This window comes from Mesorhizobium sp. B2-1-1 (assembly GCF_006442975.2).
Taxonomy (GTDB): domain Bacteria; phylum Pseudomonadota; class Alphaproteobacteria; order Rhizobiales; family Rhizobiaceae; genus Mesorhizobium.
Genome location: NZ_CP083954.1, coordinates 2173532 through 2195962 on the forward strand (window position 1 = coordinate 2173532; position 22431 = coordinate 2195962).

Below are 22431 nucleotides of genomic sequence, written 5' to 3' on the forward strand. Positions count from 1 at the left end.
ATGGACAAAGTTGGTTAACCAATCCCTCTCAAAACCAACCGAGAGACGTGGACTTTGTGCCAAAAAAGGCTCGTCCACGACCATGAACGCGGTATTGCAGCCCTTCCAAGAGTATTTTGCTGCCTGCTTTTAACGGCCGAGTCAAGCAAAACAGCTCTCGCTAATTGAAGCGAATGGCCGTTTCAGCGGGGCCGCGACGGTGGCGCGTGTCATTCCGTACTCCCGAGAAGGCCCAGCGCGTCGCCCCAAAACTGCTACCCGCCCGCCGCAGATAACCGGCCCGTACCGCGGTTTCGCGGCGGCCATTGATCGGCCACCGTGTTGGCACGGCGGTTCGCGCCGGAGGAGGCGGAAGCGGTGCTGTACCAGGGCGCGATTTTCTAGGGTTTGCAATGGAGCTTCTACCTCCCCCTTGTGGGGAGGTCGGAGCGCAGGTCCGGGTGGGGGGCTGGCGCCGACCGCCCAGGAACGCAGCCCTGTTAGGCCGTCAATTGAACCACAGCGCAAACGTCAGGAAACCACCGCCGCCGAATTCGCTCTGGATCTGGTCGAAATCGTCGCTGGTCAGGATTGTGCCGCTTTCGAGATACGGCGCGATGGCCGGGCCGGTGATCGACAGCACCAGGTCGAACGGTTTCGGCTCGTCGAAGAAGCGCTTCATATTAATGCCCTTGCCGGTGATGCGGAAATGCGGCAGCAGCACGCGGCCTTGGAGCAGGTCCTCGGCCATGGTCAAGGTGGCGAGCCAGGCCGCGACCTGCTGCTCTCCGACTTCGAGGCCGGTGAGCGGGTTTTCGCCCTTCTGTTGCGGTCCCGGCAGCCATTCGCGGTCATTGTCGGTCTCGGCGCAGATCGCCTTCCAGTCCTCGCGCGACAGCCGGATCATCTCCAGCAGGTGACGGCGCGCCGCCTGCCGCCGCTCGGGCTCGACCACCGGCCAGTTGACAAGATGCACCAGCGAGATGAAATCGGCGATGCGCCATTCCGAGGAGAAGATGCTGCTGCCCATGTCGCCAGCCGGCGGAACGAGGATGTCCTGCAACGGCAGTTTTGCGCGCGGGAAGAGCATGTGGAAGGAACCGTCGAACGTGCTCCTGAAATCATGCGCCAGCCAGAAATCGGCCTGCGCCATCAGGAACTCGGCATAGCCCTGCAGCCAATAACCGTCGGCGCGGTCGAAGCGGAAGGTGAGCGCAGGCGCGGCATCGTCGGGCGCCACGCCGCGCGACAGCGAGGCCATTATGGCGGCAATGCTTTCGTCCGGCGCGATCGTGCCGTCCTCGTTAAGGTCGATGCCGACTTGGGTGAGGTCAATGACAATGCCGATATCGGCATCGGCAGGCACCGAGCCCAGCGTGGCTGCGGATTTCTCGAGCCGGTTGCGGAAGGCGACCAATATGGCGCGGAACTGTTCGTAGGTCAGCGGTTCGGGGTTCGGGTTTTCCGGCACAGGCAGCCGCATCAGCGGCAGCATGAAGGATCGCGGGCTCTCGAAGCCGTGGCGGTGCAGGCCGCTGGCCAGCAATTCCAGCGCGGTGAAGAATTCGCCGGCGCCGGCGGCATAGGCGGATGCCGGGTCGGTGGATGCGGCTGCCTCCAGCGTCGAGAGCGCCGTGTCGCGCGCGACCACGGTTTTGGCCTCGAACAGAGCGGCCGCGGTTTCGGGCATGGCGGCCTGCGCCGAAGACATCGGCAGAACCAGAGCAAGTGCCAATGCCAGCAGACTTGCCAGTGGTGTCATTTTCCCCCTCCCATGCGCGTCGTGCCGGCAATCATACACGCATTTGCAATGCCGCGTCTGCCGGGCGCTGATGCATGATTGCCATTGGCTGGCTTCAACGCGCCCGGCAGACGGTCTACACAGGGCAAACGATTGGACATCGCGTGTCGAACTATCCGCTCTCCTACAAACTGTCGTGGCTGCCGCGATTCCTGAAACCGTCGCTGTCCGGTGGTGTGCAAGGCTTCGCGCCCGTGGCCGGAACGATGGTGGATCGGGCGCCGAAACGGACGGTGCGGCTCGCCTTCGTCGGCGACATTTCGGCGGTGGCCAACCGCAGCGCGCCCGACTGTGATCCGGTGATCAAAACGCTGCTTGGCGCGGCCGACCTGGTGATCGGCAATTGCGAAAGCCCGATCGTGGACAAGCCAAGCGCCGTGCTCGGCACCAGGCTCGGCACCCATCACGCGATGAGCGAGCGCTTTCTCGGCGACGCGTTGGCGGCAGTCGGCATCTCGCGTGAAAGACTGGTGCTGTCGCTGGCCAACAACCATGTGCTCGACCAGGGCGTCGCCGGTTTCGATGAGACCGTGGCGGCGCTGAAGCGGCTCGGTATCGGCACTATTGGCCTCGCCGGCAACAGCCCGGTGCAGCCTGTCGAAGTCGGGCCGCTGACTGTCGGGTTCGCCGCCTTCACGCTGTGGCGCAATGCGGGCGAGGACCTGTTCGCCGGCCGCGTTTCGATGGCCGGCGATATTGCCCACCTGCGAGGTGACGGGTTCGATCTCCTCTGCGCCGTGCCGCATTGGGATTGGGAGTTCCGCCACTTTCCGCGCGCCGAAACGCGGAGACTGGCGAGGCGCCTGGCAGGGCAGGGCGTCGGGCTGATCGCCGGCCACCACGCCCATGTCGTGCAGCCGGTGGAGCGGATCGGCGATACGATTGTCGCCTATGGACTTGGCGATTTCCTCGGAACCGCCCTTATCCGCCAGCCTTGGCCGGGACGCATTGGCGGGATTCTTGTCGCCGACGTCAGCGCCGATGCGGGAACGCGGGGGTCAGTCATTTCCTACCGGATGCATCCCTTTGTGCGGCTGCGCGCCGGGGATCATGAGCGGCTGGCGCCGGTGGAAGGATTGGAGGGCCGCATGCGTGACAAGGTGCAAAGGCGGTTGAGCGCTGTCTTTCCGTAACTACAGGTGGTGGACATTGGCCAAAATCGCCATGTCGGCGCTTTTCCAAGCGCTGATGATTGGCGAATGAAGGGGCGGCGCAAGCATCTGTTGAAGAGGCGCCACAGTCGATACTTCAGACAAAACCGGCTATCATGAACCGGTCCAGGCAAGCGGGGGTGGCGGTGGAAACAGCGGATTTCATGCCCGGCGACGCCGTGGTTGCCGGCATCCGGAAAAACATCGAGGCTTATGAAGCGGCGCGGGCCTCCGTGGTGCGGCAGGTACGCTGGCGGGTGCCGCTGTTCGTCGGTTTGGTGCTGGCGACGGTGGTGCTGATCGCCTGGCTGTTCAACAAGGTCGCCGATCCCAACGAGCAATGGTTCTCGACGCCGCATGTGTTCCTCTATGTCGTCGGTTTCGCAGCTTCGATCCTGCTTTATTTCCAGGCGATGAAGCCGGCGACGCGGCTGCAGCAATCATTTCGCAAAACACTGCTGCCCATCATCTTCGGCTTCATCCGCGACGTGCGCTACGCGCATGGCGGGCGGCCAAATTCCTTCGACCGGCTGCCGCGCGAGGCGGTCGGGCCGTTCAACCGGGAGTCGTTCGACGATGTCGTTTCCGGCCGCTACGAAGAGTTTTCGTTCGAGCTCTACGAAGCGGAACTGCGGGAAGGGACAGGCAAGGGCTCATCGACGGCCTTCAAAGGCGTGATCGTCGCCTTCGAAGCCATCGAACCGTTTCCGGGAATATTGGTGGCGACGCGGCGGACCAATGCCGTCGTCGGCTTCTTCCGTGGCATGTTCGCCAGCAAGATGCAGGAACTGTCATCCGGCGTGCCGGAACTCGATGCCGCCTATGAGTTCCGCACCGACAATGCCGAGGCGGCGCAGCCATTGGTGAGCGGCCGGTTGGCGCAAGCGCTGAAATGGCTGGGCGAAACCTGGCCGGAGGAACCGGCGCGCGTGGCCCTCAACGGCAGCGACGGTTTTCTGCTCCTGCCGCAGGCGAAGAATTTCTTCGAATTGCCCGCCATTTCGGTGCCACTGGACTACCAGACCCATGTCGCGCCGATGATATCGGATATGGGCGCGATGCTGGCGACGGCAGCGCTGGTGCGCAAGATCGGCGCCAGGGACGAAGCGGCTTGATCAGCCGGCGTTCCCGTCAGCAATCGAAGCCGTACTTTTCGCGCATGTTGTCCGCCTCTTCTTTCGACATTCGCTTGAACATCACGCAGATCGTGAAGCTGCCGACCTGATGGCCGTCCCGCGTATATCCCCAGTCGGAAATGTCGTCCCTGGTGAATTCTATGTTCTGGCCGAGCACGACGTTGTGCACTGCCTCCGGCTCATTGGCCAATATGCCGACAAACCCTGTCCCGGCACGGCGGAACGGTATGACCCAGAAGTGCTCGGTGACATGCCCATCCCGCACCTTGACCTTCAACTTGAACCTACCTGTGCCGGAGGGAGGCATTTCGGACAGTGCCAGGAATTCATCGAGGCCGGCGAGCGCCTGCGCGGTCGCCGCCGCCATGTCGGGATCGCCCGGAGCGAAGATGATCCCCTTGTCGTCACCCGGATCCACGCCTTGCGCGCCGACCGATCCCGGAGCAAGCGCCAGCATCAAGGCTGCCGCAGTTCGAACCGCTGGTTTCATGGAAGGCCCCCCTTCATCGTTGCGGTCGACACAATGCTGCATCCCCATCCGGTTTGCAACCTTTGCGCGAGTCTTGTCTCTTCAGGTCCAAGGTGGCGGCGACCGTTGATGACAGACCGGGATGGTGACGCCGGTGAAGAAAGTTTCGTCCCTACAGCTTGCTCGGCACCAGGCCAGCCAGCCAGTTGGCTGACCGCTTGGCCATGTCGGCGGTCGCCGATACAGCGCGGCCAAGATCGGTCTTGACGACGGCATAGCCGTTTTTCGTACGATAGAGCACGCCGGTGCCGCCATCGACCACCTGTTCATAGGCGACCGGCCGCGCGGCGGCCGCTTCCATCGCCGTCGTCGGCGAGCCGACCGGGACCGTCGGCCTGTGGCTCAGCTCGGGCGGCAGCGTCGGTTCAACGGCGCGGCTGGCGGGCCTCAGCTCCGGGCGCGAAGCGGTCGCGGCCAGTTGCGAGGAGGACGCGGAACCTTTCGCGCGGCAGATGCCAGAGACGAGCGGATAGTTGAAATTGCGCTCGTGCAGCATCTGGCTCTTCATCGCCGCTTCGCACTCGGCGATGGTCGACCACTTGGCCGGCGTCTCGCCGATATATTCGCAAAGCTTGGCGTCGCAGTCGCAGCCGACGATGGTCATGGCGACAAGGGCGGTCTTGATCACGGTCTCGTCCCCTCGATGTGCCCCTCGGCAGCCCATTCAGGTGCATGTCGCTGTCCAAACCGGTCCCTGAGCGGAGCCCGCGGGCACGCTTTGGGCGACATGCGACAGTCCATCGCGCGCGAACAAGGCGGGATTTGGCCGCGATTGTGAAATGAGCGTGGCGTGGCGCTCGACACGGCCGTTCTCCGCGCAGCGTGGCCGAAAGGCCTCAGTAGTCGTAGACGTGCTCCAGCCTGGCGCCTGACTTGATCAGCGCCGGCAATACCAGATGCAGCCTGGGTACGGCTACGACCATGCCGGTGCGGCGTGTCGATGGATCGGCCGGCAGCGGATAGCTGAACAGGATGCGCATGCCTTCGGGGACGGCGATCGAATCCGTGGAGAGCACGGTGATCATGATCTCGTCGTTGCCGCCGATCTCGACGAATGAGACGCCCTTGTCGATCAGGCGCGGAATCATGTCGGTGAACATCTGGTAGCGCTTGGTGACGAAAACGGTGCCGTCGGGGCCGTAGTCGCGTTCGAGCAAGGTGTCGGCTTCGTTGCGCGTCGCTTCGCCGACCGGTCCCTTGGCCCAGACGTGGATGTCGAGCAAGGCCGGATCGGACGTTGCCGCGAGTGCCTGCCTGATCAGGCTGGCATAGAACTGCTTGATCGTGTCGGCGAGGCCGAAGGCAAGCTTTCGTTCGCTGGAGCGCACGGCGCTGTCGCCCGGCGCCGGCTGGACCGCGAAAAGCCCGGCGCGCTTCTCGGCATAGGGAAACTGGTACCACGGCCCCTGGTCGAGGAAGGCGGCGTATTCGGCCGCCACCTTGCCCTGGTAGATGTCAGTCGCCGTGCGCCTGCCCGCAATCGCCTCGGTGATGCGGCCGACCGTGTTTTCATAAGCCCATTGCACGGCATGCTCGATCGTGTGGCTGGTGCCGATGACGACCGGCATCTGGTGGTTGGCGTAGTTGAACTTGTAGGCGGAGCTGGCGCGGATCACCATGGCGTAGTCCTGCCAGAAGCGGCCGACATAGGCGAAATAGGGAAAGCCGCTCGGCTGGTCCTTGGCGACGAAGCCGGCATATTCGCGCGCGGCATAGACGATGGCCCATTCCGGGTAGGTGAGGAAGGTCGATTCCTCAGGTCGCTGGTAGCGGGGGATTTCGGCGCGCACCCTGGCGGCGAGCGCCGGCGGCGGTGCACCTTCGGCGATACCCGGCAACGGTGTCTTGTCCAGCGACGGCGTCGTCAGGAAACCGTAGGCCAGCCCGGCGATCGGGATCAGGACAATGATGACGATCAGCCAGAGGATCGTCCTGATGATACGCTTCATGAAGCGAAACAGGACCATGGCCGGTCAGGCCAGGGCGGCGGCAAGCTTCTGGATCAATGTCATGAAGTACCCCCTTCAGCGAACCCGCCTGCAAACGCAAACGGACTCTGACAGGGCGATACTAACCGATTTTGGCGCGCGGTGAAGCGGCGCCCGCAACTTCGCCGGGAAGGCGCTTGAGCGGGAGGGAAAAAGACAGTCGGCGCCGGGATTTCTCCCAGCGCCTCCCTGTCAGACCAGGACACGGTCACGGCAGCAACTTCCGTAAAGTCGTCGCACCAAGCCGGCCTTGATTTTGACGGTCCTGCCAGTCGCCGCCCGAAGGCCGCGCCCGTTCCAGACCACGCCGGTCTCCACCCTTGCGGGCTTTGCCCTGCGGCCATCGAAGGTTTTTGCCGTCCTTCATGGCAGCATCGGTCCGCCGTCGGCGTTGGCACGCTTTCCGCGGCCCCGTAGGTCTCGGCTTCCGTCCCTCGAAGCAGGCGAGCCTGCTCTCGCTTCGGGCCGTACGGGCCTCAGGAAATCCGCCTTTCACTTTCGCCTTTCGGCTGGGCGATTGGTAGCCGCCTGAGATGGGTTAAACTTACGCCGGCCAAGGATGTTGGGGAATGCCCGCGGGCCTGTGGATAGCGGGATTATCGGGGACCATTGCCAGAAGTCTCGGAATTTCGCCCTCCAAGGCCTTAGACAGCCTGCCCTGCTTTTTCGGGACCCGAACCGAGAGCGCCTATTGCTCAGCCGACGGGCGCGGGCTTCAATGCCGGCAAAGGATCGGGCAGTGCGTGCCTGGCGCCTTGCGGGGAGGGATGCGCATTGAAGGTCGGGGTGGTGCTCAATCCGATTGCCGGCGGCGGCTGGCTGAAACGGCACTGGTCCGAGGTCGCCGCTTCGTTGAAAAATCACTTCGGCGATTTCGAACTGCGCGAAACGCAGGCCGAAGGCGATGCCGAAAGGCTGGCGCTCGACCTCGCGGCAAACGGGTTCGACCTGGTGATCGCGGCCGGTGGCGACGGCACGGCCAGCGAAGTGGCCGACGGCCTGTTGCAGGCGTCCAAGGAAAACGGCCGCGCGCCCGAACTCGGCCTGCTGCCGTGCGGCACGGGTATCGATTTCGCGCGCGGGCTCGGCCTGCCGAAGGAGGTGGACGCGACGCTGAAGCGGATCGCCGGGGCCAAGGGCAGGGCGGTCGATGCAGGGCGCATCTGCTATATCGACGACCATGGCGCGCTGGCCAGCCGGCACTTCGTCAACATTGCGAGCCTGGGGCTCTCGGGCGCTACCGATCGCGCCGTCAACGCCGACAAGCGCAAGGGCAAGGTTGCGGCCAAGACGTTGTTCCTGTGTCGCACCGTGGTCGAATTCGCCCGCTACCGGTTCCAGGATGTAACGATTTCAGTCGATGACGGCGCGCCGGTCGAGGCGCGCATGGCGCTGGTCGCGGTGGCCAATGGCAAATTCTTCGGCGGCGGCATGATGATCGCGCCGGACGCCGAACTGACCGACGGCCAATTCGACATCGTCATCCTGCGCGCGGCCAGCAAGCTGAAGCTGATCTGGGATATCCGCCTGCTCTATGGCGGCAGGCATCGCAACCATCCGGCCATCACCATCCTGCGCGGCAAGAAAGTGGTTGTCGAACCGCTCGGCGACGTGGAAAAGAACGGCGCGCTGGTCGACATCGACGGCGAGTCGCCCGGGCGCATACCAGCGACCTTCGAGATCCTGCCCGGCGCTCTGACGCTCAGATATTGAATCAAGACGTTGCGGCTTTGATTCAGGTCGCTCCGGTCCTGATTCCAGATGAGCGCTCAACCTTTTGAAACCGCTTCAAGTTTCCCGGATTCAGATTTCCAGTTTGGACGGAAAACCGGGCGCGCGCAGGTCGGCGCCGACAGCGTCCTCGAGCAATTTGACGATCTGGGTCGACCAGGCGCCGCCGCCGTAAGCCGCCTTGCCCTGCTCGAAAATCGCATTGACGCGCGATGCCAGTTCCACCGGCACACCGAAATCCCGACTCAGGCCGAGCGCGAAGCCGAGGTCCTTCAGCGCCAGGTCCATGGTGAAGCCGATGTCGTAGGAGCCGTTCAGGATGAGTTGGCTTTCGGTTTCGTGGACGAAGCTGTTGCCGGAGGAGGCGACGATGGCGTGATAGGCTTGGGCGAGGTCGAGCCCGCCTTGCCTGGCCAGCATCAGCGCCTCACCGGCGGCGACGAGATGGATGAAGGCCAGCATGTTGGTGATGACCTTGATCACCGCCGCCGAGCCGATCGGGCCCATCAGGAACGACTTCGCGCACATCGCATCGATGGCAGGGCGATGACGCCCGTAAAGATCGGCATCGCCACCGACCAGCGCGGTGATTTTCCCGGCCGCCGCCAGATGCACGCCACCGGTGACCGGGCATTCCAAGGTCTCGATTCCCCTGGCCGAGGCAAGGCCCGCGAGGCGCACGATCTCGTCGCGGCCATTGGTCGACATCTCAATCCAGGTGCCGCCGGCGGGGAGGCCGTTGAGCAGTCCAACAGGCCCCGCGAGAACCGCCTCACTGACCCTCGGTGACGGCAGGCAAGTTATGGCATTGCCCGCCCGCTCAGCCGCCTCGGCGGGGCTGCCGGCAGCAATAGCGCCGAGCGCCACGAGGCGCTGGACGGCGGTGGGCTCCCGGTCGAAGACGGTGACGGCAAAACCGTTGCGCACCAGGCTGGCGGCAAGTTTGCCGCCGAGATGGCCAAGGCCGATGAAGGCGTAGCGTTCGCTCACGGCATCAGCGGCGTTTGCATCATCTGCAAATGCAGGTCCTTGCCGGTGTAGGGGTGAGCGTCGCAGACGTCTTCGTTGAGTTCGACGCCGAGCCCAGGTTCCTTCGACGGGATGACGTTGCCGTCCTGCCACTCGATCTTCTTCTTGAGCAACGTGGCGTGGAAACCGTCCCACTGCTTCAGCGATTCCAGGATCAGGAAGTTGGGCAGCGTCACCGCCAGCTGGATGTTGGCGGCGCCGACGATCGGGCCGCAATAGCAATGCGGTGCGATCTGGATGTGGTAGGCCTCGGCCATGGCGGCGATCTTCTTGGTTTCGAGAATGCCGCCGGAGCGGCCGAGGTCCGGCTGCAATATGGTCGCGGCGCGGTTCTCGATGACGCGGGCGAATTCGAACTTGGTCGTCAGCCGTTCGCCGGTGGCGATCGGGATGGAAGTCGCGCGGGCGACCTGCGCCATGACTTCGGGCATATCGGGCGGCACCGGCTCCTCGAACCACAAGGGGTCATAGGGCTCGATGGCACGGGCAAGGCGCAGGGCGCCGGAGGCGGTGAACTGGCCGTGCGTGCCGAACAATATGTCGGCACGCGTGCCGACCGCCTCGCGGATCGCCTTGATCATGCGGGTCGAGACGTCGATGTCGAGCAGGCGCGGCTGGTGGCCGTCAAAGGCGGTGTAGGGACCGGCCGGGTCGAGCTTGACGGCATTGAAGCCCTGCTCGACATATTCGAGCGCGCAGGCCGCCGCCATTTCGGGGTCGTTGTAGACATTCCTGCCGTCCGGGGCGTCCTCGGAATGGACGCTGCCGGTATGCGGATAGAGGTAAGTGTAGGAGCGCAGCGTCTCGTGCACCTGGCCCCCGAGCAGCTTGTAGACGGGTTTGTCCGCTTCCTTGCCAATAATGTCCCAGCAGGCCATTTCCAGCGCCGAGAAGCAGCCCATGCCGGACACGTCTGGCCGCTGCGTGAAGCCGGAGGAATAGGCGCGGCGAAAGAAATTCTCGATGTCGTGCGGATCGCGGCCGACGAGATAGCGCTCGGCCATGTCCTCGACCATCCTGGCCGTGACATGGGCGGAGAAGGTGGCGTTGTAGGCCTCGCCGTAACCCACCACACCGCCATCGGTGGTAAGCTTGACGAAGATGAAATACTTGCCGCCGATGCCGGGCGGCGGATTGCCGACAACCCAGGTCTTGACGTCGGTGATCTTCATTCTTGGTCCTCCAGAACCAGTTCGGCGCCTTTCCATCCGGTCAGGATCGAGGCGGCGTTGGTGTTGCCGGTGATGTTGTCGGGAAAGATCGAGGCGTCGATCACGCGCAAGCCTTCCAGCCCATGTACCTTGAGCCGCGGATCGACCACGGCGCGCGCGGGATCGGGTCCCATGCGGCAGGTCGAAACCGGATGATAGACGGTGCCGGAGCGTTTCCTGAAATCCGTGATCAGGTCGGCGTCCGAAGTGATTGATGGGCCTGGCAAAACCTCCTCCGCGATGATCTCGGCCATGGCCGGCATCGAGGCGATCTTGCGCACGAATTTCACCGCCGCCAGCATCTCCTCGACATCGGCATTGGTCGAATAGGCGTTGGCGACGATCTTGGGATGGTCCAACGGATTGCTGGAGCGGATCATGATCTCGCCGCGGCTCGACGGGCGGCAGTTGGACAAGCCGATCGAGAAGCCCGGCCAGGGGTCGGGAGTCAAAATCGGGCGCTCGCCGCTCTTCGGGATCACCGTCGAAAACGCCTGGAAGTAGAGCTGCATGTTGGGGCGCGAAAAGGCGGGGTCGGTGCGGAAGAAGCCGCCGCCATGGTTCATCGACAGCGACAGCGGGCCGGAGCGGGTGAGAATGTACTGCATGCCGACCATGAGCTTGCCCCACCAGGGACGCAGTATCTGGTTCAGCGTCGGCAGCCTGCCCTTGAAGGTGTAGTTGATGCCGACATGGTCCTGCAGATTGGCGCCGACATTCTCGTTGGCGTGAATGACCGGGATGCCAAACCCGTTGAGCAGCGCCGCCGGGCCAATGCCGGAGAGCTGCAAAAGCTGCGGCGAGTTGATCGAGCCGGCGGACAGGGTGATTTCGCGGCCGGCGCGGGCCGTCTTCGTCTGGCCCTTCTGCAGATATTCGATGCCGACCGCACGCTTGCCTTCGAAAAGGATGCGGCTTGCCAGCGCGTTGGTCTCGACACGGACGTTTGCGCGCTTCATCGCCGGGCGCAGGAAGGCGCGCGCGGCCGACATGCGGCGGCCGTTGCGGGTCGAGATCTGGTAGACGCCGACGCCTTCCTGGGCAGCGCCATTGAAATCGGAGTTGAACGGCAGTCCGGCCTGCTGGCCGGCGGCGAGGTAGCGCTTCGTCAGCGGGTGGACGGCATCAGACGTATCGCTGATGTGCAGCGGGCCACCTCTGCCACGCCATCTATCGGCCCCGGCTTCATTGTCCTCCAGCGCCTTGAAGGCCGGCAGCAGGTCGTCATAGCCCCAGCCGGGATTGCCCGCGTCGCGCCAGTCGTCGAAATCCTCGCGCGCGCCGCGGATCCACACCATGGCGTTGATCGAGCTGGACCCGCCAAGCAACTTGCCGCGCGGCCAGTGGTCGACATTGCCGCCAAGACCGGGATCCGGCTCGGTCTTGTAGTTCCAGTTGACCGTGGGATCGAAGAAGGTCTTGCCGTAGCCGAGCGGCATCTGCACGTAGAAGCGGCGGTCGCTGCCGCCGGCTTCGAGCACAAGCACCGAAAAGCGGCCCGAGGCCGACAATTTATCGGCGAGCACCGAACCGGCCGAGCCGGAGCCGACGATGATGAAGTCGTAGGTCTGCATGATGGGTATGGCCGGCTCCGGAAATCTGGCCGCAGCCTAGACGGGGCGGGCTTGCCGCGTCGCTGGGCCTTCCGGCATGCGTTGTGAAAAAAGCGACCGCGATGCCGGATCCAGTTGCGGGGAACCCTTAACAATCCCGCTTGATACGCATGGGGTCGACAGCTTATGCGAGGACATCGGCCAATCTGCGCAAGGCAGGAGATCCCATGCGTGTCCTGTCGGATGCTTTCATTCCCGAACTGCCGGGTCACTACAAGGGCAAGGTCCGCGAGAATTACGATCTCCCGGACGGGAGGCGCATCATCATCGCCACAGACCGCCTCAGCGCCTTCGACACCATCCTGACCTCGATCCCGTTCAAGGGCGAGGTCCTGACGCAGACGGCGCGGTACTGGTTCGAGGAAACCGCCGATATCTGCCCGAACCATGTTCTCGAATATCCCGACCCGAATGTCGTCGTCGGCACCAGGCTCGACATCCTGCCGGTCGAGATCGTCGTGCGCGGCTATCTGGCGGGCACCACCAGCACCTCGATCCTGACCCGCTATCGTCGCGGCGAACGGGACATGTATGGCATGCGGCTGCCGGACGGCCTGCGCGACAATGAGAAGCTGGCCGGACCGATCATCACGCCGACCAGCAAGGCCGCGCATGGCGGCCATGACGAGCCGCTGTCCAGGACCGAGATCATCGAACAGGGCCTGCTCACCCAGGCGCAGTGGGACACCGTCTCGGATTACGCCTTGAACCTGTTCGCCCGCGGCCAGGCGCGTGCCGCCGAACGCGGCCTGATCCTCGCCGACACGAAATACGAATTCGGCATCGACCAAAACAGGACGATCATCCTGGCCGACGAAATCCACACGCCCGACAGCAGCCGGTACTGGATCGCCGGGAGTTACGAACAGGCCCTGGCGAACGGCACTCGGCCGGAAAGTTTCGACAAGGATTTCATCCGATCGTGGGTGACGGCGCGCTGCGATCCCTACAGGGAGCCTATTCCGGAAATCCCGGATGAGATCGTCGAACAGGCCTCCAAAGTCTATGCGCAGGCTTACGAGGCCATCACCGGCAAGACGTTCGTCCCTGACGTTTCCGGGCATACTGTTCTCGATCGCATTCGAGCGAACCTCGAGCGCTATTTCTAGAAGGCCGCGAGCCCTTGCGGGGGGACTCGAAATGAAGGTCCGAGCCGTGGATCGCGATCGTCTCGCGTTGACGCGTTGGCGCCTTGACGATACGGGATCAGGGCAGTCAATCTCTGGGGATAACTCGCATGGTGCATTACGCGGACGGGCGGCCGATCGGCGATCTGACGCTGCGCACGCTGGCCATGCCTTCGGACGCCAATGCCGCCGGCGACATTTTCGGCGGCTGGGTGATGGCGCAGATGGACCTGGCCTGCGGCATCCGCGCCGCCGAGCGCGCCAAGGGCCGCGTGGTGACGGCGGCGGTCAAGGAGATGTCCTTCGCCAAGCCGATGAAGATCGGCGATACGCTGTGCATCTACACCCATGTCGAGCGCGTCGGCCGCACCTCGATGACGCTCAAGGTCGAGGCCTGGGCGCAGCGCTATCTCTCCGACCTGATGGAAAAGGTCACGCACGCCGATTTCGTCATGGTGGCGCTGGACGGCGAGGGCAAGCCGAAGGCCGTTCCGGCCGAAAGCTAAAGCCTGGGACCGCTGTGAAACTGTCTTTCAGCCCTGCGGCGGCGGTGCGGACACGAAGACAATCAGTCAATGATTGCTGAACGACTGTAGAATTTCAGCCATGCAGGCCATCGAATTTCGCACGCGCGGCCCGCACGCGCGTGGTGTTCCTGCGCGCCCATTCGCCGAGCGCGCTGACGGGGACCAGCAGTTCATGGCCGAGTTCGGTCAGCTCGTAGTCGACGCGCGGCGGAATGGTCGGGAACACGGTGCGGGTGACGAAACCGTCGCGTTCCAGCCCTCGCAAGGTGGTGGTCAGCATCTTCTGCGAGATGCCGCCGACAGCCGCGCGCAGCTCATTGAAGCGCAGCGGTCCGTCGCCGAGCTTGCCGACGACGAGCACGGTCCACTTGTCGCCGACGCGCTGCAGGATTTCCGAAACGGCACGGCAGTCTTCGGTGTTGTGCGGGTTCCTCAGTAACAAAAAGGTGCCTCCTTGCGCATGAAGTTGACAGGAACTCATATAGCCCCGGTATCCAAACGATACCAGCCTTACCTGCCCAGGAATTGCTTACCAGGAGAGCCCCTATGTCCAAACCCAAGATCGCCATCATCGTCGGTTCGACACGCGCCGCGCGCTTCGCCGACGTGCCCACCCAATGGATCGCCAAGATCGCCAAATCGCATGCCGATATCGAGGTCGATGTCGTTGACCTGCGCGATTTCCCGATGCCCTTCTTCGACGAGGTCGCATCCTCCGCCTGGGTGCCATCGACCAACGAGGTGGCGCAGCGCTGGCAGAAGAAGGTCGCCGAATATGACGGCTTCATCTTCACCGCCGCCGAGTACAATCACGGCCCGACGGCCGTGCTGAAGAACGCCATCGACTACGCCGCCAATGAATGGAACAAGAAGCCGGCCGGCTTCGTCGGCTATGGCAGCGTCGGCGGTGCCCGCGCTGTCGAGCAGCTGCGCCTCCACGCGGTCGAATTGCAGATGGCGCCGGTCAAGTCGGCCGTCCATATCGCCTGGGGCGATTTCCTCGCGGTGCGCCAGGGCGAGAAGAAGCTCGAGGAGATCGAGCACCTGAACCAGGCCGCGACCGCGCTCGTCAACGACGTCGCTTGGTGGGCCAAGGCGCTCAAGACCGCGCGCCAGGCCGACGCCATAGACGAGGAAATCAAGGCGGCCTGACCGCCTCGAAATCATCCTCCCAAGGATGTGGGGCGGCGCTTGCGCCGCCCTTTTCAATTGCGAAAGGCTGCTTGCTCGTCCCGCCCTGGTCGTGGCCGGATGACGCAGTCGGCAAGGCGATGCTTTTCGTTCAGTTCGTCGGCGTGGTGCTGGCCCCATTGGCACAGCGCCAGCAGGATGGGCTCGAGGCTGAGGCCGAGCGGCGTGGCGGAATATTCGACGCGCGACGGAACTTCGGCGAAGATTTCGCGGCTGACGAGACCGTGCTCCTCCATTTCGCGGAGCTGCTGGATCAGCACTTTCTGGGTGATGCCCGGCATCAGCGCCTTGAGTGCGGTCAGCCGCCTTGGGCCGTCGAAGAGATGGTAGAGGATGACCGCCTTCCAGCGCCCTGCGATCACTTTCAGGGCGCGCTCCGCCGGCAGCATCGGCAGTCTCTTGGTTATTCCCGCCATGGTCACCACCTGGTCAGCAGGGGACAAATGAGTGTGTAGTCGAGGTCTCGCAGATAGTGGCAAACCGCGGCCGATGCCATAGCGATCGGAGTTTGCCATGAAAGCCGCACAATTCAGCCGTTTCGGCGGCCCCGAGGTGCTGGAGACTGTCGACCTGCCGACGCCGGAGCCGCAGGCCGGCGAGGTGCTGATCCGCGTTCATGCCGCCGGCATCAACTTTTTCGAGGTGCTGATGCGCGCGGATGGTTATGCGGTGACGCCGCAATTGCCGATGGTTCCCGGCGTCGAGGCGGCGGGCGTCGTCGAGGCCGTCGGGCAAGGGGTGGACGGTGCGCTGATCGGGACCCGGATCGCGGCGCCCTTGTTTGCCTCGACACGCCCCTTTGGCGGCTATGCCGAGTATGTGACGATCGACGCAGGCTTGGGCCTTCCCCTACCGGCTCCGCTTTCGTCCGAGGAGGCGACGGCGTTGATGGTGCAGGGGCTGACCGCCTTTCATCTGTTGCGGCAAAGTCCGCCGGCGAACAGGACGGTTTTGGTTCCCGCCGCCGCGGGCGGGGTCGGTTCGCTGCTCGTCCAGTTGGCGAAGCGCCAAGGCGCGCGCCGGGTCATTGGGCTCGCCGGCGGCAAGGCCAAGCTCGACGTCGCCATGTCGCACGGTGCCGACATCGCCATCGATCGTCATTCCGGAGACTGGGAGGCCGAAACCAGAGACGCCGCGCAGGGTGGTCTCGATACGATCTATGACACCGTCGGCGGAGCGATGACCGGGGACTTCCTCGATATCCTGGCGCCCGGTGGCGAGCTCGTGTTTGCAGCACTTGGCCGCTATGCGCTTGGCGTTGCCCGGCTTGAGGCGATGATCGGCAGGAATCAGTCGTTGAAGGGCTTCGCGCTGCTCCCGCTGTTGTCCCCTGGGGTGCTGAGAGCGAGCCTTTCGGAGCTTTTCGATCTGGCTGCCAGCGGCGACATTGTCGTCACGACTGGCGGGCGCTTTCCGCTCGACCAAGCCGGCGAGGCGCATCGCCTGCTCGAAGAGCACCGCTCGATCGGCAAGGTCGTGCTGATACCCTAGCGTCGGGCTGCCGCGCAATCCGCTGGGGATGGAAATAGCCTTCGGCCCAAAATCGTGCGTGTCAAACGCCGGCGACGGCGAAAAGCCAGGCCAGGATATCGAACAACAAAAGAACCAGCGCGATCTGCAATGCCACCCGAAGCCGCTGGATGATGCGCCAGTTGCTGGCCATGTCGGCCTTGATGCGAAGGGCAAGCGCGCGCTGCATGGCCGATATCTTCAGCGGCCTGTCGCCATCGACATATTGATGGAGCAGCTCTTCCGGATCGAAGCGGAACGTGTATTTGTGATAGGGCCAAAGCAGGAAGACGATCAGTCCGCCGATGCCGAACAGCAGGGCCACTGCGATCCAATCCCAGAGCCCGAGCCCGTCGGAAAGCGCCCTTGCGCCAAGCAACGAGTTTACAAACGCGGTGGCGAAGATGAGGCTGCCCGCGCGCGTGTTCATGTTCTCGACGAGATTCTGCTGATGATTGAGGCCTCGCACCGCCTCCTGATAGATAAATGCCAGGCGAGGATCGTCGTCGGCAGGATCGCTTGCGACTGCCGTGTTGCTGTCTCCGGCGCCGGTACGTTCAGTCATGAGAATGCTCTATGCCGCATCGGTGATGCGTCACCTTAGCTCAAAATCCCTTGGCGCTAAAACGTGCCGGAGCATCAGTGGCGAGGTGAAACCACTTGGCGTCGCAGAAAAGCCGAACCAGGCGGGAAACGCCACGCACGTTTCCTGGAGTTGTTCTAGCCACCCCATGAAAGCGCGAAGCGCCGATCATTGTAGTCTTTGAGATATCGGGAGTGGATCGGCGCGGCGAGATGCCGGGATTTCATGTAGACGTACGCCGAGACAGGCGGCCCGCCATCGACAGGCTCTGCTTCGATCAGCACGCGCAAATTTCCGGGCTTGCCAACGGATTCGATCCTGTCGAGGTTTGCCAAGGCGCGATCGTCCACGGCGTAGAGTTCGCCGCCGACCTGGAAGCCGACGCCTGGTTCATTGAACATCATCGGAGCGAAGCGAGGTCCAGCGATCAGCATCGGGAAGCGCTCTCGCGTCCTGTAGGCGCCCAGAAATGCGGCTTCGGACAAACCCTCGCCGTGAAGGGGAAAGCCTTTCTTCAAGGTACCAAACACGAAGAGTTTCCGCATCATGCGCGGGGAACGCCGGCCAAGCTTGGAAGTTCATCTGTTTTCATCGGCGTTCGGGCAGCGGAAGTGAGCAAGACAGCGGATTCAGCATCGTATCCGGGCTGAGGCGTGGAGCTGTGAAGGTTGCTTTCGCGCGATGCCGGACCGATACGGGTTGGCCCTCCATATGGGCGGAACTGCCATCTGGCTCGGCCGTTCTGCCCTGATATATCCGGCCGCGATCCATCACATGAGCAAAGCCCCGTGAAGTCATCCAGCCTGGCAGGCGTCGTTTCCCCCATGATCCCGGTGCTGGTGTGCGCGCTCGGCATCTTCCTTCTGTCGGGGATGGATGCGGCGATGAAGGTTCTGGTCATTGCCGTGGGCGTCTACAACACGGTGCTATGGCGCAGCATGCTGGCGACCGTGGTCGCGGGCGCCGGCTGGTCGGCAGGATCGCGTTCATTTCCCGCCCTTTCCGTGTTGAGGCTGCATGCGCTGCGTGCCGTTGTTGTCGGCATTGTCTTGCTGTCGTTCTTCTGGGGGCTTGCCAGGCTGCCGCTGGCGGAGGCGATCGGCCTCAGTTTCGTGGCGCCGCTGTTTGCGCTCCTGCTGGCCGCGCTGTTGTTGGGCGAACGGATACAACGGCAGGCGATCTGGGCATCGCTGGCCGGCATTGCCGGCGTCGCAATCATAATAGCCGGACAGTTCGGGCATGCGACCTATGCCGAGGATGCCCTGCTCGGCACGGCCGCCGTGCTGGTATCGACGGTGTTCTACGCCTACAACCTGATCCTCGCGCGGCAACAGGCGTTGCTGGCCAAGCCGATCGAAATCATGCTGTTCCAGAACCTTTGCGTTGCCGTCATCCTCGGTCTCGCCGCACCCTGGCTTGCCATTGCGCTGCCAAGCGAGTTCTGGCTTCCTCTCGCCGGGGTGACGGCGCTTTCGCTCGCCGGCCAATTCCTGATGAGCTGGGCCTACGCGCGCGCCGAAGCGCAATATCTGATCCCGACCGAATACTCCGCCTTCATCTGGGCGATTGCGCTTGGGTGGTTCTTCTTCGACGAGGCGGTGACCTGGACCACGCTGGCGGGAGCGGGCCTCATCGTGGCCAGTTGCCTGATCGCCTCGCGCTCGAACCCGAAGCTTTCCGAACCGATCGAAGCCGCGGTTTGACGGTGTTCCCCTGCGACAAATAGCAGGCACTGCGCCGCCGGCCCGAGGCCTGTTCCCTCGCTCGATGCGCCAGCCCTCGAATTCGCCCATCGCTCCAGAGCGGCAATGTTACGGCCCGCCAGAAAGCCGGAATCGCTTTTTTGTGACCTACGCCAGGCGTGGCAGCAAGTATATCGCCGTTTTCTCGGTATAAGCGAAAATTTTATTAAAAGTTTTACTGACTTCATTACGATTTATAGACCATTTCTTGGCCTCTAGTGCTTTCGTTTCGAAAAATGTCACCCAACAGTCGATGTAATGCTGAACTGTGTGGCAAGCTCCTGGAACGACATCGTGCATGGCAACGTTGCTCCGTAAGCGGTTGCCGTTTCGAATGACCTGAACAGGCGCGAGGAAAGGATTTCCTGATGAGCACCGTCGTGAACGCCAAAGGCATCCCTCTCCCCTACACGGGCACGTCCACCCATTGGTTCTCGGCGACCGGATCCGGGCCGGAATTGCACGGCACCTCCGGCAACGACTCCTTCTGGGGGGACGCCAGCGTCAACGTCACCATCTATGGCGGCGCGGGCGACGACTACTATCACCTCTATTCCACCAACAACAAGGTGGTGGAGGATCCCGGGGCTGGCATCGACACGATCGACACATGGATGAGCTACAAGCTCCCCGACAATTTCGAGAATCTCGTCGTCACCGGCAACAATCGCTATGCGTTCGGAAATGCGTTGGACAACATCATCAAGGGTGGCTCGGGCCATCAGACGCTGGATGGCGGTCAGGGCAACGACGTGCTGATCGGCGGCAGCGGCGCCGACACTTTCATCATCACCAAGGGCAATGGAAGCGACCTGATCACCGATTTCGGCGCGGACGACACGGTCCGCCTCAATGGCTACGACTTCATGTCTTTCGACGACGTCAAGGCACATATGACCCAGGCAGGATCGAACCTTCTGCTGAACCTCGGATCCGACGAGGTGCTGGTGTTCAACAACACGACGGTGGACAAGCTGGCGCCCAGCCAGTTCGAACTGCCGATCGACAAGTCCGGAATGGCGCTGTCCTTTTCCGACGACTTCAACACGCTCAGCCTTTGGAACGGCCATGATGGCACCTGGAATTCCAACTTCTGGTGGGGAGCGCCGAACGGAAGCACGTTGAGCAGCAATGGGGAGCTGCAATGGTACATCGACGCCAATTACGGCCCGACCAGCTCAGTCCACCCGTTCAGCGTGGAAAACGGGGTGCTCACCATCACCGCGGCGCAAGCGCCCGAAGACATCAAGCCACTGATCAACAATTACGAATACACCTCGGGCATCCTGACGACCCACGAAAGCTTCTCGCAAACCTACGGCTATTTCGAAATGCGGGCGGACCTGCCCGAAACGGCCGGAGCCTGGCCGGCCTTCTGGCTGCTGCCGGAAGACGGCTCGTGGCCGCCGGAACTGGACGTCCTGGAAGCGCGCGGGCAGGATCCGAACACGCTCATCATGACGGCGCACACGAACGAGACGGGACAGCACACCAAGGTCTCTTCCTCGGTGAATGTTTCGGACACCGACGGCTTCCATACCTATGGCCTGCTGTGGACACCGGATACGCTCGTCTGGACCTATGACGGCGTAAAGGTCGCCGAAGCCGCGACGCCGTCCGACATGCACACGCCCATGTACATGCTGGCCGATCTCGCCATCGGCGGTTTTGCCGGCGCGCCTCCCGACCATCTCGCCACGCCGGCGGAGATGAAGATCGACTATATCCGCGCCTATACGCTGGATGACCTGCAGCACCACCCCCTGGACGTCGCGGGCGACCACTCGGTCTGAGCGCCGATGTCTCGGGACATGAGCCGCCAAGGGAGCGCGGGAACGATGGGACAGTCAGGTCTGCGGGCGGTCTTGTGGCGCGCCATCGCCGATGTCGGCGTTTTCTCGTTGCTGATCAACGTCCTGCTGCTGGTGATCCCGCTCTATCTGTTGCAGGTGTATGATCGGGTCCTGCCTTCCTCCAATGTCGAGACGCTTGTCTACCTGTCGGTCATCGCGGTTCTCGCGCTGGTCTTTCTGGGCTTTCTGGACGCGGTGCGCTCCATTTACACGCAGCGCGTCGCGGCCAGCATCGACAGCAAGCTCGGGGCGGAGACGTTCGCCGCTACGCTTGGCGCCGACCACGCCTCCGCAGGCCTGTCGCCATTGCGTGATCTCGCCTCGGTATGCGCCTTCATCAGGTCGCGCGGCGTGGCGGTCCTGTTCGACCTGCCGTTTGCTCCGTTCTTCCTCGGACTGCTCTACCTGATCCATCCCGTGCTGTTCTGGCTCACCCTGGCTGGCGTGGCGATGCTGCTTGCACTAGTCCTGGCAACCCAGCTTGCCATCGGCAGGAACGACGCCTTGTTTTCACGACGTTCGGCGGTCGCCAGCCAGTCGGAGCAGGCCTTTGCCCGCGACGCCGAGACGCTGCGCGCCATGGGCATGGTCCAGAACGCCGCGCGGGCGTGGGGAAAGCACGTCGCCGAAGCGCTGATCGTTCACGACCGCGCGTCGACGGCTAATGCGATCTTCAGCGGAACGTCGCGGGCGGTGCGGATGATGCTGCAGCTGGCGATACTGGGCGTGGGTGCGTGGCTGGTCCTGCAAGGCAAGATGACGGCCGGGATGATCTTCGCGTCTTCCCTGGTATCGTCGCGCGCGCTGCAGCCGCTCGACCAACTGATCGGCTCGTGGCGGCAGATCGTCGACGCCAGACGATCGTGGAAACGGCTGGAGGCAACCCTTTCGGCACGTCCGTCCGCGGTGCAAAAACTGGCCTTGCCTGATCCGTCAGGCGCGATTTCGGCGCAGGATCTGATCTACGTCGCGCCGAATACGCCCGGCGGTCCGCCCATCGTCAAGAGGCTGAATTTCCACATCGGGGCCTGCGAGGCGGTGGCGATCGTCGGCCCGAGCGGAGCCGGCAAATCGACGCTCGCCAGATTGCTTGTCGGTGCGCTCCAACCGGTCAGCGGCTCGGTCAGGATCGACGGTGCCGATCTCAGGACCTGGGACGAAAAGCAGCTTGGAAGGCATATCGGCTATCTCGCGCAGGAGGTGGAACTGTTCCCGGGATCGATCGCGGAGAACGTCGGCCGCTTCGACCCCGACGCGGATGACGCCTCGATCGTCGAGGCGGCAAAGCGTGCCCAGGCCCATGAACTGATTTTGACGCAGCGCGACGGCTACCAGACGATGATCGGTCTCTCTGACAGGGCGCTGTCGGGCGGCGAGCGCCAAAGGATCGGGCTGGCGCGCGCCCTGTACGGCAACCCCAGAATTCTCGTCCTGGACGAGCCCAACGCTCATCTCGACGGCGCCGGCGAGGCGGCGCTCGAAGCGGTGCTCTCGGCTGCGCGCGCGGCAGGGACTACCTTGATCGTGATCACGCACCGCCCTTCGATCGCGGCGGCCTGCGACCGCGTGATGCTGCTGCGCGACGGCGTGATCGAAGCCTTCGGCCCGAGCGGCGATTTGCTGCGACAGCCGCTCGCCGGCAATTCTCCCCAGCAGAATACGGTGGTGACGGGGTCGTTCGCCACGACGATCCGCAGTGCCCCGCAAAAAACCCGCTTTGGATCGTAGATG

21 protein-coding genes are annotated in these 22431 nt (G+C 63.4%); 10 read left to right on the forward strand and 11 right to left on the reverse strand.

All coding sequences use genetic code 11. The features are described 5' to 3' along the window. Positions 1-487: 487 nt before the first annotated feature. The gene (locus FJ972_RS10650; protein WP_140524895.1) at positions 488-1741 is read right to left on the reverse strand and encodes a hypothetical protein; all 1254 of its coding nucleotides are present in this window, start codon (positions 1739-1741) and stop codon (positions 488-490) included. 143 nt (positions 1742-1884) lie between these two features. Between FJ972_RS10650 and FJ972_RS10655 the strand changes: the two genes are divergently transcribed. Next, complete coding sequence (locus FJ972_RS10655) at positions 1885-2913, forward strand: CapA family protein (protein ID WP_140524894.1); 1029 nt, start codon at positions 1885-1887, stop codon at positions 2911-2913. A 164-nt stretch (positions 2914-3077) separates the two neighbouring features. Then, complete coding sequence (locus tag FJ972_RS10660) at positions 3078-4046, forward strand: DUF3137 domain-containing protein (protein ID WP_140524958.1); 969 nt, start codon at positions 3078-3080, stop codon at positions 4044-4046. 16 nt (positions 4047-4062) lie between these two features. Here the strand turns inward: FJ972_RS10660 and FJ972_RS10665 are convergent, their stop codons facing one another. From FJ972_RS10665 to FJ972_RS10675, 3 genes are all read right to left on the reverse strand, one after another. Next, positions 4063-4557, reverse strand: a complete 495-nt coding sequence (locus FJ972_RS10665; protein ID WP_140495986.1) for a YegJ family protein — start codon at positions 4555-4557, stop codon at positions 4063-4065. Between the two features lie 151 nt (positions 4558-4708). Further along, entirely contained in the window at positions 4709-5224 is a 516-nt protein-coding gene (locus FJ972_RS10670; protein WP_140495985.1) for a hypothetical protein, read from the reverse strand. Positions 5225-5432: 208 nt separating this feature from the next. Next, positions 5433-6563, reverse strand: coding sequence for a hypothetical protein (locus FJ972_RS10675; RefSeq protein WP_140524893.1), 1131 nt, complete (start codon positions 6561-6563; stop codon positions 5433-5435). A gap of 795 nt (positions 6564-7358) precedes the next feature. On the opposite strand from FJ972_RS10675, the gene FJ972_RS10680 reads away from it, so the two are divergent. After that, on the forward strand, positions 7359-8297 hold the full coding sequence (locus tag FJ972_RS10680) for a diacylglycerol/lipid kinase family protein (RefSeq protein ID WP_140524892.1): 939 nt from the start codon (positions 7359-7361) through the stop codon (positions 8295-8297). A 90-nt stretch (positions 8298-8387) separates the two neighbouring features. Here FJ972_RS10680 and FJ972_RS10685 read toward each other — a convergent pair whose 3' ends face one another. From FJ972_RS10685 to FJ972_RS10695, 3 genes are read right to left on the reverse strand one after another with little or no spacing between them, the layout of a single operon-like run. After that, entirely contained in the window at positions 8388-9305 is a 918-nt protein-coding gene (locus FJ972_RS10685; RefSeq protein ID WP_140524891.1) for an NAD(P)-dependent oxidoreductase, read from the reverse strand. Then, positions 9302-10516, reverse strand: a complete 1215-nt coding sequence (locus tag FJ972_RS10690; RefSeq protein WP_140495981.1) for a mandelate racemase/muconate lactonizing enzyme family protein — start codon at positions 10514-10516, stop codon at positions 9302-9304. Before FJ972_RS10690 ends, FJ972_RS10685 begins: the two co-directional genes overlap by 4 nt. Then, entirely contained in the window at positions 10513-12129 is a 1617-nt protein-coding gene (locus tag FJ972_RS10695; protein ID WP_140524890.1) for a GMC family oxidoreductase, read from the reverse strand. The genes FJ972_RS10690 and FJ972_RS10695 overlap by 4 nt, the downstream gene beginning before the upstream one ends. A gap of 206 nt (positions 12130-12335) precedes the next feature. On the opposite strand from FJ972_RS10695, the gene FJ972_RS10700 reads away from it, so the two are divergent. Then, the gene (locus FJ972_RS10700) at positions 12336-13277 is read left to right on the forward strand and encodes a phosphoribosylaminoimidazolesuccinocarboxamide synthase (RefSeq protein WP_140524889.1); all 942 of its coding nucleotides are present in this window, start codon (positions 12336-12338) and stop codon (positions 13275-13277) included. Positions 13278-13405: 128 nt separating this feature from the next. Continuing rightward, positions 13406-13801: an acyl-CoA thioesterase gene (locus FJ972_RS10705; protein ID WP_091579483.1), complete on the forward strand. Its 396-nt coding sequence runs from the start codon at positions 13406-13408 to the stop codon at positions 13799-13801. A gap of 94 nt (positions 13802-13895) precedes the next feature. On the opposite strand, the gene FJ972_RS10710 is transcribed toward FJ972_RS10705, so the two are convergent. Continuing rightward, the gene (locus FJ972_RS10710; RefSeq protein WP_181165214.1) at positions 13896-14264 is read right to left on the reverse strand and encodes a winged helix-turn-helix transcriptional regulator; all 369 of its coding nucleotides are present in this window, start codon (positions 14262-14264) and stop codon (positions 13896-13898) included. Between the two features lie 104 nt (positions 14265-14368). Here FJ972_RS10710 and FJ972_RS10715 point away from each other — a divergent pair, with 104 nt between their 5' ends. After that, complete coding sequence (locus FJ972_RS10715) at positions 14369-14974, forward strand: NADPH-dependent FMN reductase (protein WP_140495977.1); 606 nt, start codon at positions 14369-14371, stop codon at positions 14972-14974. Between the two features lie 53 nt (positions 14975-15027). On the opposite strand, the gene FJ972_RS10720 is transcribed toward FJ972_RS10715, so the two are convergent. Beyond that, a complete protein-coding gene (locus tag FJ972_RS10720) occupies positions 15028-15429 on the reverse strand; it encodes a winged helix-turn-helix transcriptional regulator (RefSeq protein ID WP_140495976.1) in 402 nt (133 codons plus the stop codon). A gap of 97 nt (positions 15430-15526) precedes the next feature. On the opposite strand from FJ972_RS10720, the gene FJ972_RS10725 reads away from it, so the two are divergent. Further along, entirely contained in the window at positions 15527-16504 is a 978-nt protein-coding gene (locus tag FJ972_RS10725) for a quinone oxidoreductase family protein (protein ID WP_140524888.1), read from the forward strand. 61 nt (positions 16505-16565) lie between these two features. Here the strand turns inward: FJ972_RS10725 and FJ972_RS10730 are convergent, their stop codons facing one another. After that, on the reverse strand, positions 16566-17087 hold the full coding sequence (locus tag FJ972_RS10730; RefSeq protein WP_181168554.1) for a hypothetical protein: 522 nt from the start codon (positions 17085-17087) through the stop codon (positions 16566-16568). Positions 17088-17242: 155 nt separating this feature from the next. Next, entirely contained in the window at positions 17243-17635 is a 393-nt protein-coding gene (locus tag FJ972_RS10735) for a gamma-glutamylcyclotransferase family protein (RefSeq protein WP_246674162.1), read from the reverse strand. A 294-nt stretch (positions 17636-17929) separates the two neighbouring features. On the opposite strand from FJ972_RS10735, the gene FJ972_RS10740 reads away from it, so the two are divergent. The 3 genes from FJ972_RS10740 to FJ972_RS10750 all read left to right on the forward strand — a co-directional run bounded on the left by FJ972_RS10740 (position 17930) and on the right by FJ972_RS10750 (position 22428). Beyond that, positions 17930-18808: a DMT family transporter gene (locus FJ972_RS10740; RefSeq protein ID WP_140524956.1), complete on the forward strand. Its 879-nt coding sequence runs from the start codon at positions 17930-17932 to the stop codon at positions 18806-18808. Positions 18809-19215: 407 nt separating this feature from the next. Beyond that, positions 19216-20640, forward strand: a complete 1425-nt coding sequence (locus tag FJ972_RS10745; protein ID WP_140524887.1) for a family 16 glycosylhydrolase — start codon at positions 19216-19218, stop codon at positions 20638-20640. A 45-nt stretch (positions 20641-20685) separates the two neighbouring features. Further along, positions 20686-22428 carry a type I secretion system permease/ATPase gene (locus FJ972_RS10750; RefSeq protein WP_140524886.1) on the forward strand — a complete coding sequence of 581 codons (1743 nt, stop codon included), beginning with the start codon at positions 20686-20688 and terminating at the stop codon, positions 22426-22428. The last annotated feature ends 3 nt before the right edge of the window (positions 22429-22431 follow it).

What these genes read in the sequence shown, in the direction of transcription:
- FJ972_RS10650 (WP_140524895.1), bottom strand. Translation starts at nt 1,741, where the DNA reads ATGACACCACTGGCAAGTCTGCTGGCATTGGCACTTGCTCTGGTTCTG.
- FJ972_RS10665 (WP_140495986.1), bottom strand. Translation starts at nt 4,557, where the DNA reads ATGAAACCAGCGGTTCGAACTGCGGCAGCCTTGATGCTGGCGCTTGCT.
- FJ972_RS10675 (WP_140524893.1), bottom strand. Translation starts at nt 6,563, where the DNA reads ATGGTCCTGTTTCGCTTCATGAAGCGTATCATCAGGACGATCCTCTGG.
- FJ972_RS10690 (WP_140495981.1), bottom strand. Translation starts at nt 10,516, where the DNA reads ATGAAGATCACCGACGTCAAGACCTGGGTTGTCGGCAATCCGCCGCCC.
- FJ972_RS10695 (WP_140524890.1), bottom strand. Translation starts at nt 12,129, where the DNA reads ATGCAGACCTACGACTTCATCATCGTCGGCTCCGGCTCGGCCGGTTCG.
- FJ972_RS10700 (WP_140524889.1), top strand. Translation starts at nt 12,336, where the DNA reads ATGCGTGTCCTGTCGGATGCTTTCATTCCCGAACTGCCGGGTCACTAC.
- FJ972_RS10705 (WP_091579483.1), top strand. Translation starts at nt 13,406, where the DNA reads ATGGTGCATTACGCGGACGGGCGGCCGATCGGCGATCTGACGCTGCGC.
- FJ972_RS10715 (WP_140495977.1), top strand. Translation starts at nt 14,369, where the DNA reads ATGTCCAAACCCAAGATCGCCATCATCGTCGGTTCGACACGCGCCGCG.
- FJ972_RS10720 (WP_140495976.1), bottom strand. Translation starts at nt 15,429, where the DNA reads ATGGCGGGAATAACCAAGAGACTGCCGATGCTGCCGGCGGAGCGCGCC.
- FJ972_RS10725 (WP_140524888.1), top strand. Translation starts at nt 15,527, where the DNA reads ATGAAAGCCGCACAATTCAGCCGTTTCGGCGGCCCCGAGGTGCTGGAG.
- FJ972_RS10730 (WP_181168554.1), bottom strand. Translation starts at nt 17,087, where the DNA reads ATGACTGAACGTACCGGCGCCGGAGACAGCAACACGGCAGTCGCAAGC.
- FJ972_RS10740 (WP_140524956.1), top strand. Translation starts at nt 17,930, where the DNA reads ATGATCCCGGTGCTGGTGTGCGCGCTCGGCATCTTCCTTCTGTCGGGG.
- FJ972_RS10745 (WP_140524887.1), top strand. Translation starts at nt 19,216, where the DNA reads ATGAGCACCGTCGTGAACGCCAAAGGCATCCCTCTCCCCTACACGGGC.
- FJ972_RS10750 (WP_140524886.1), top strand. Translation starts at nt 20,686, where the DNA reads ATGGGACAGTCAGGTCTGCGGGCGGTCTTGTGGCGCGCCATCGCCGAT.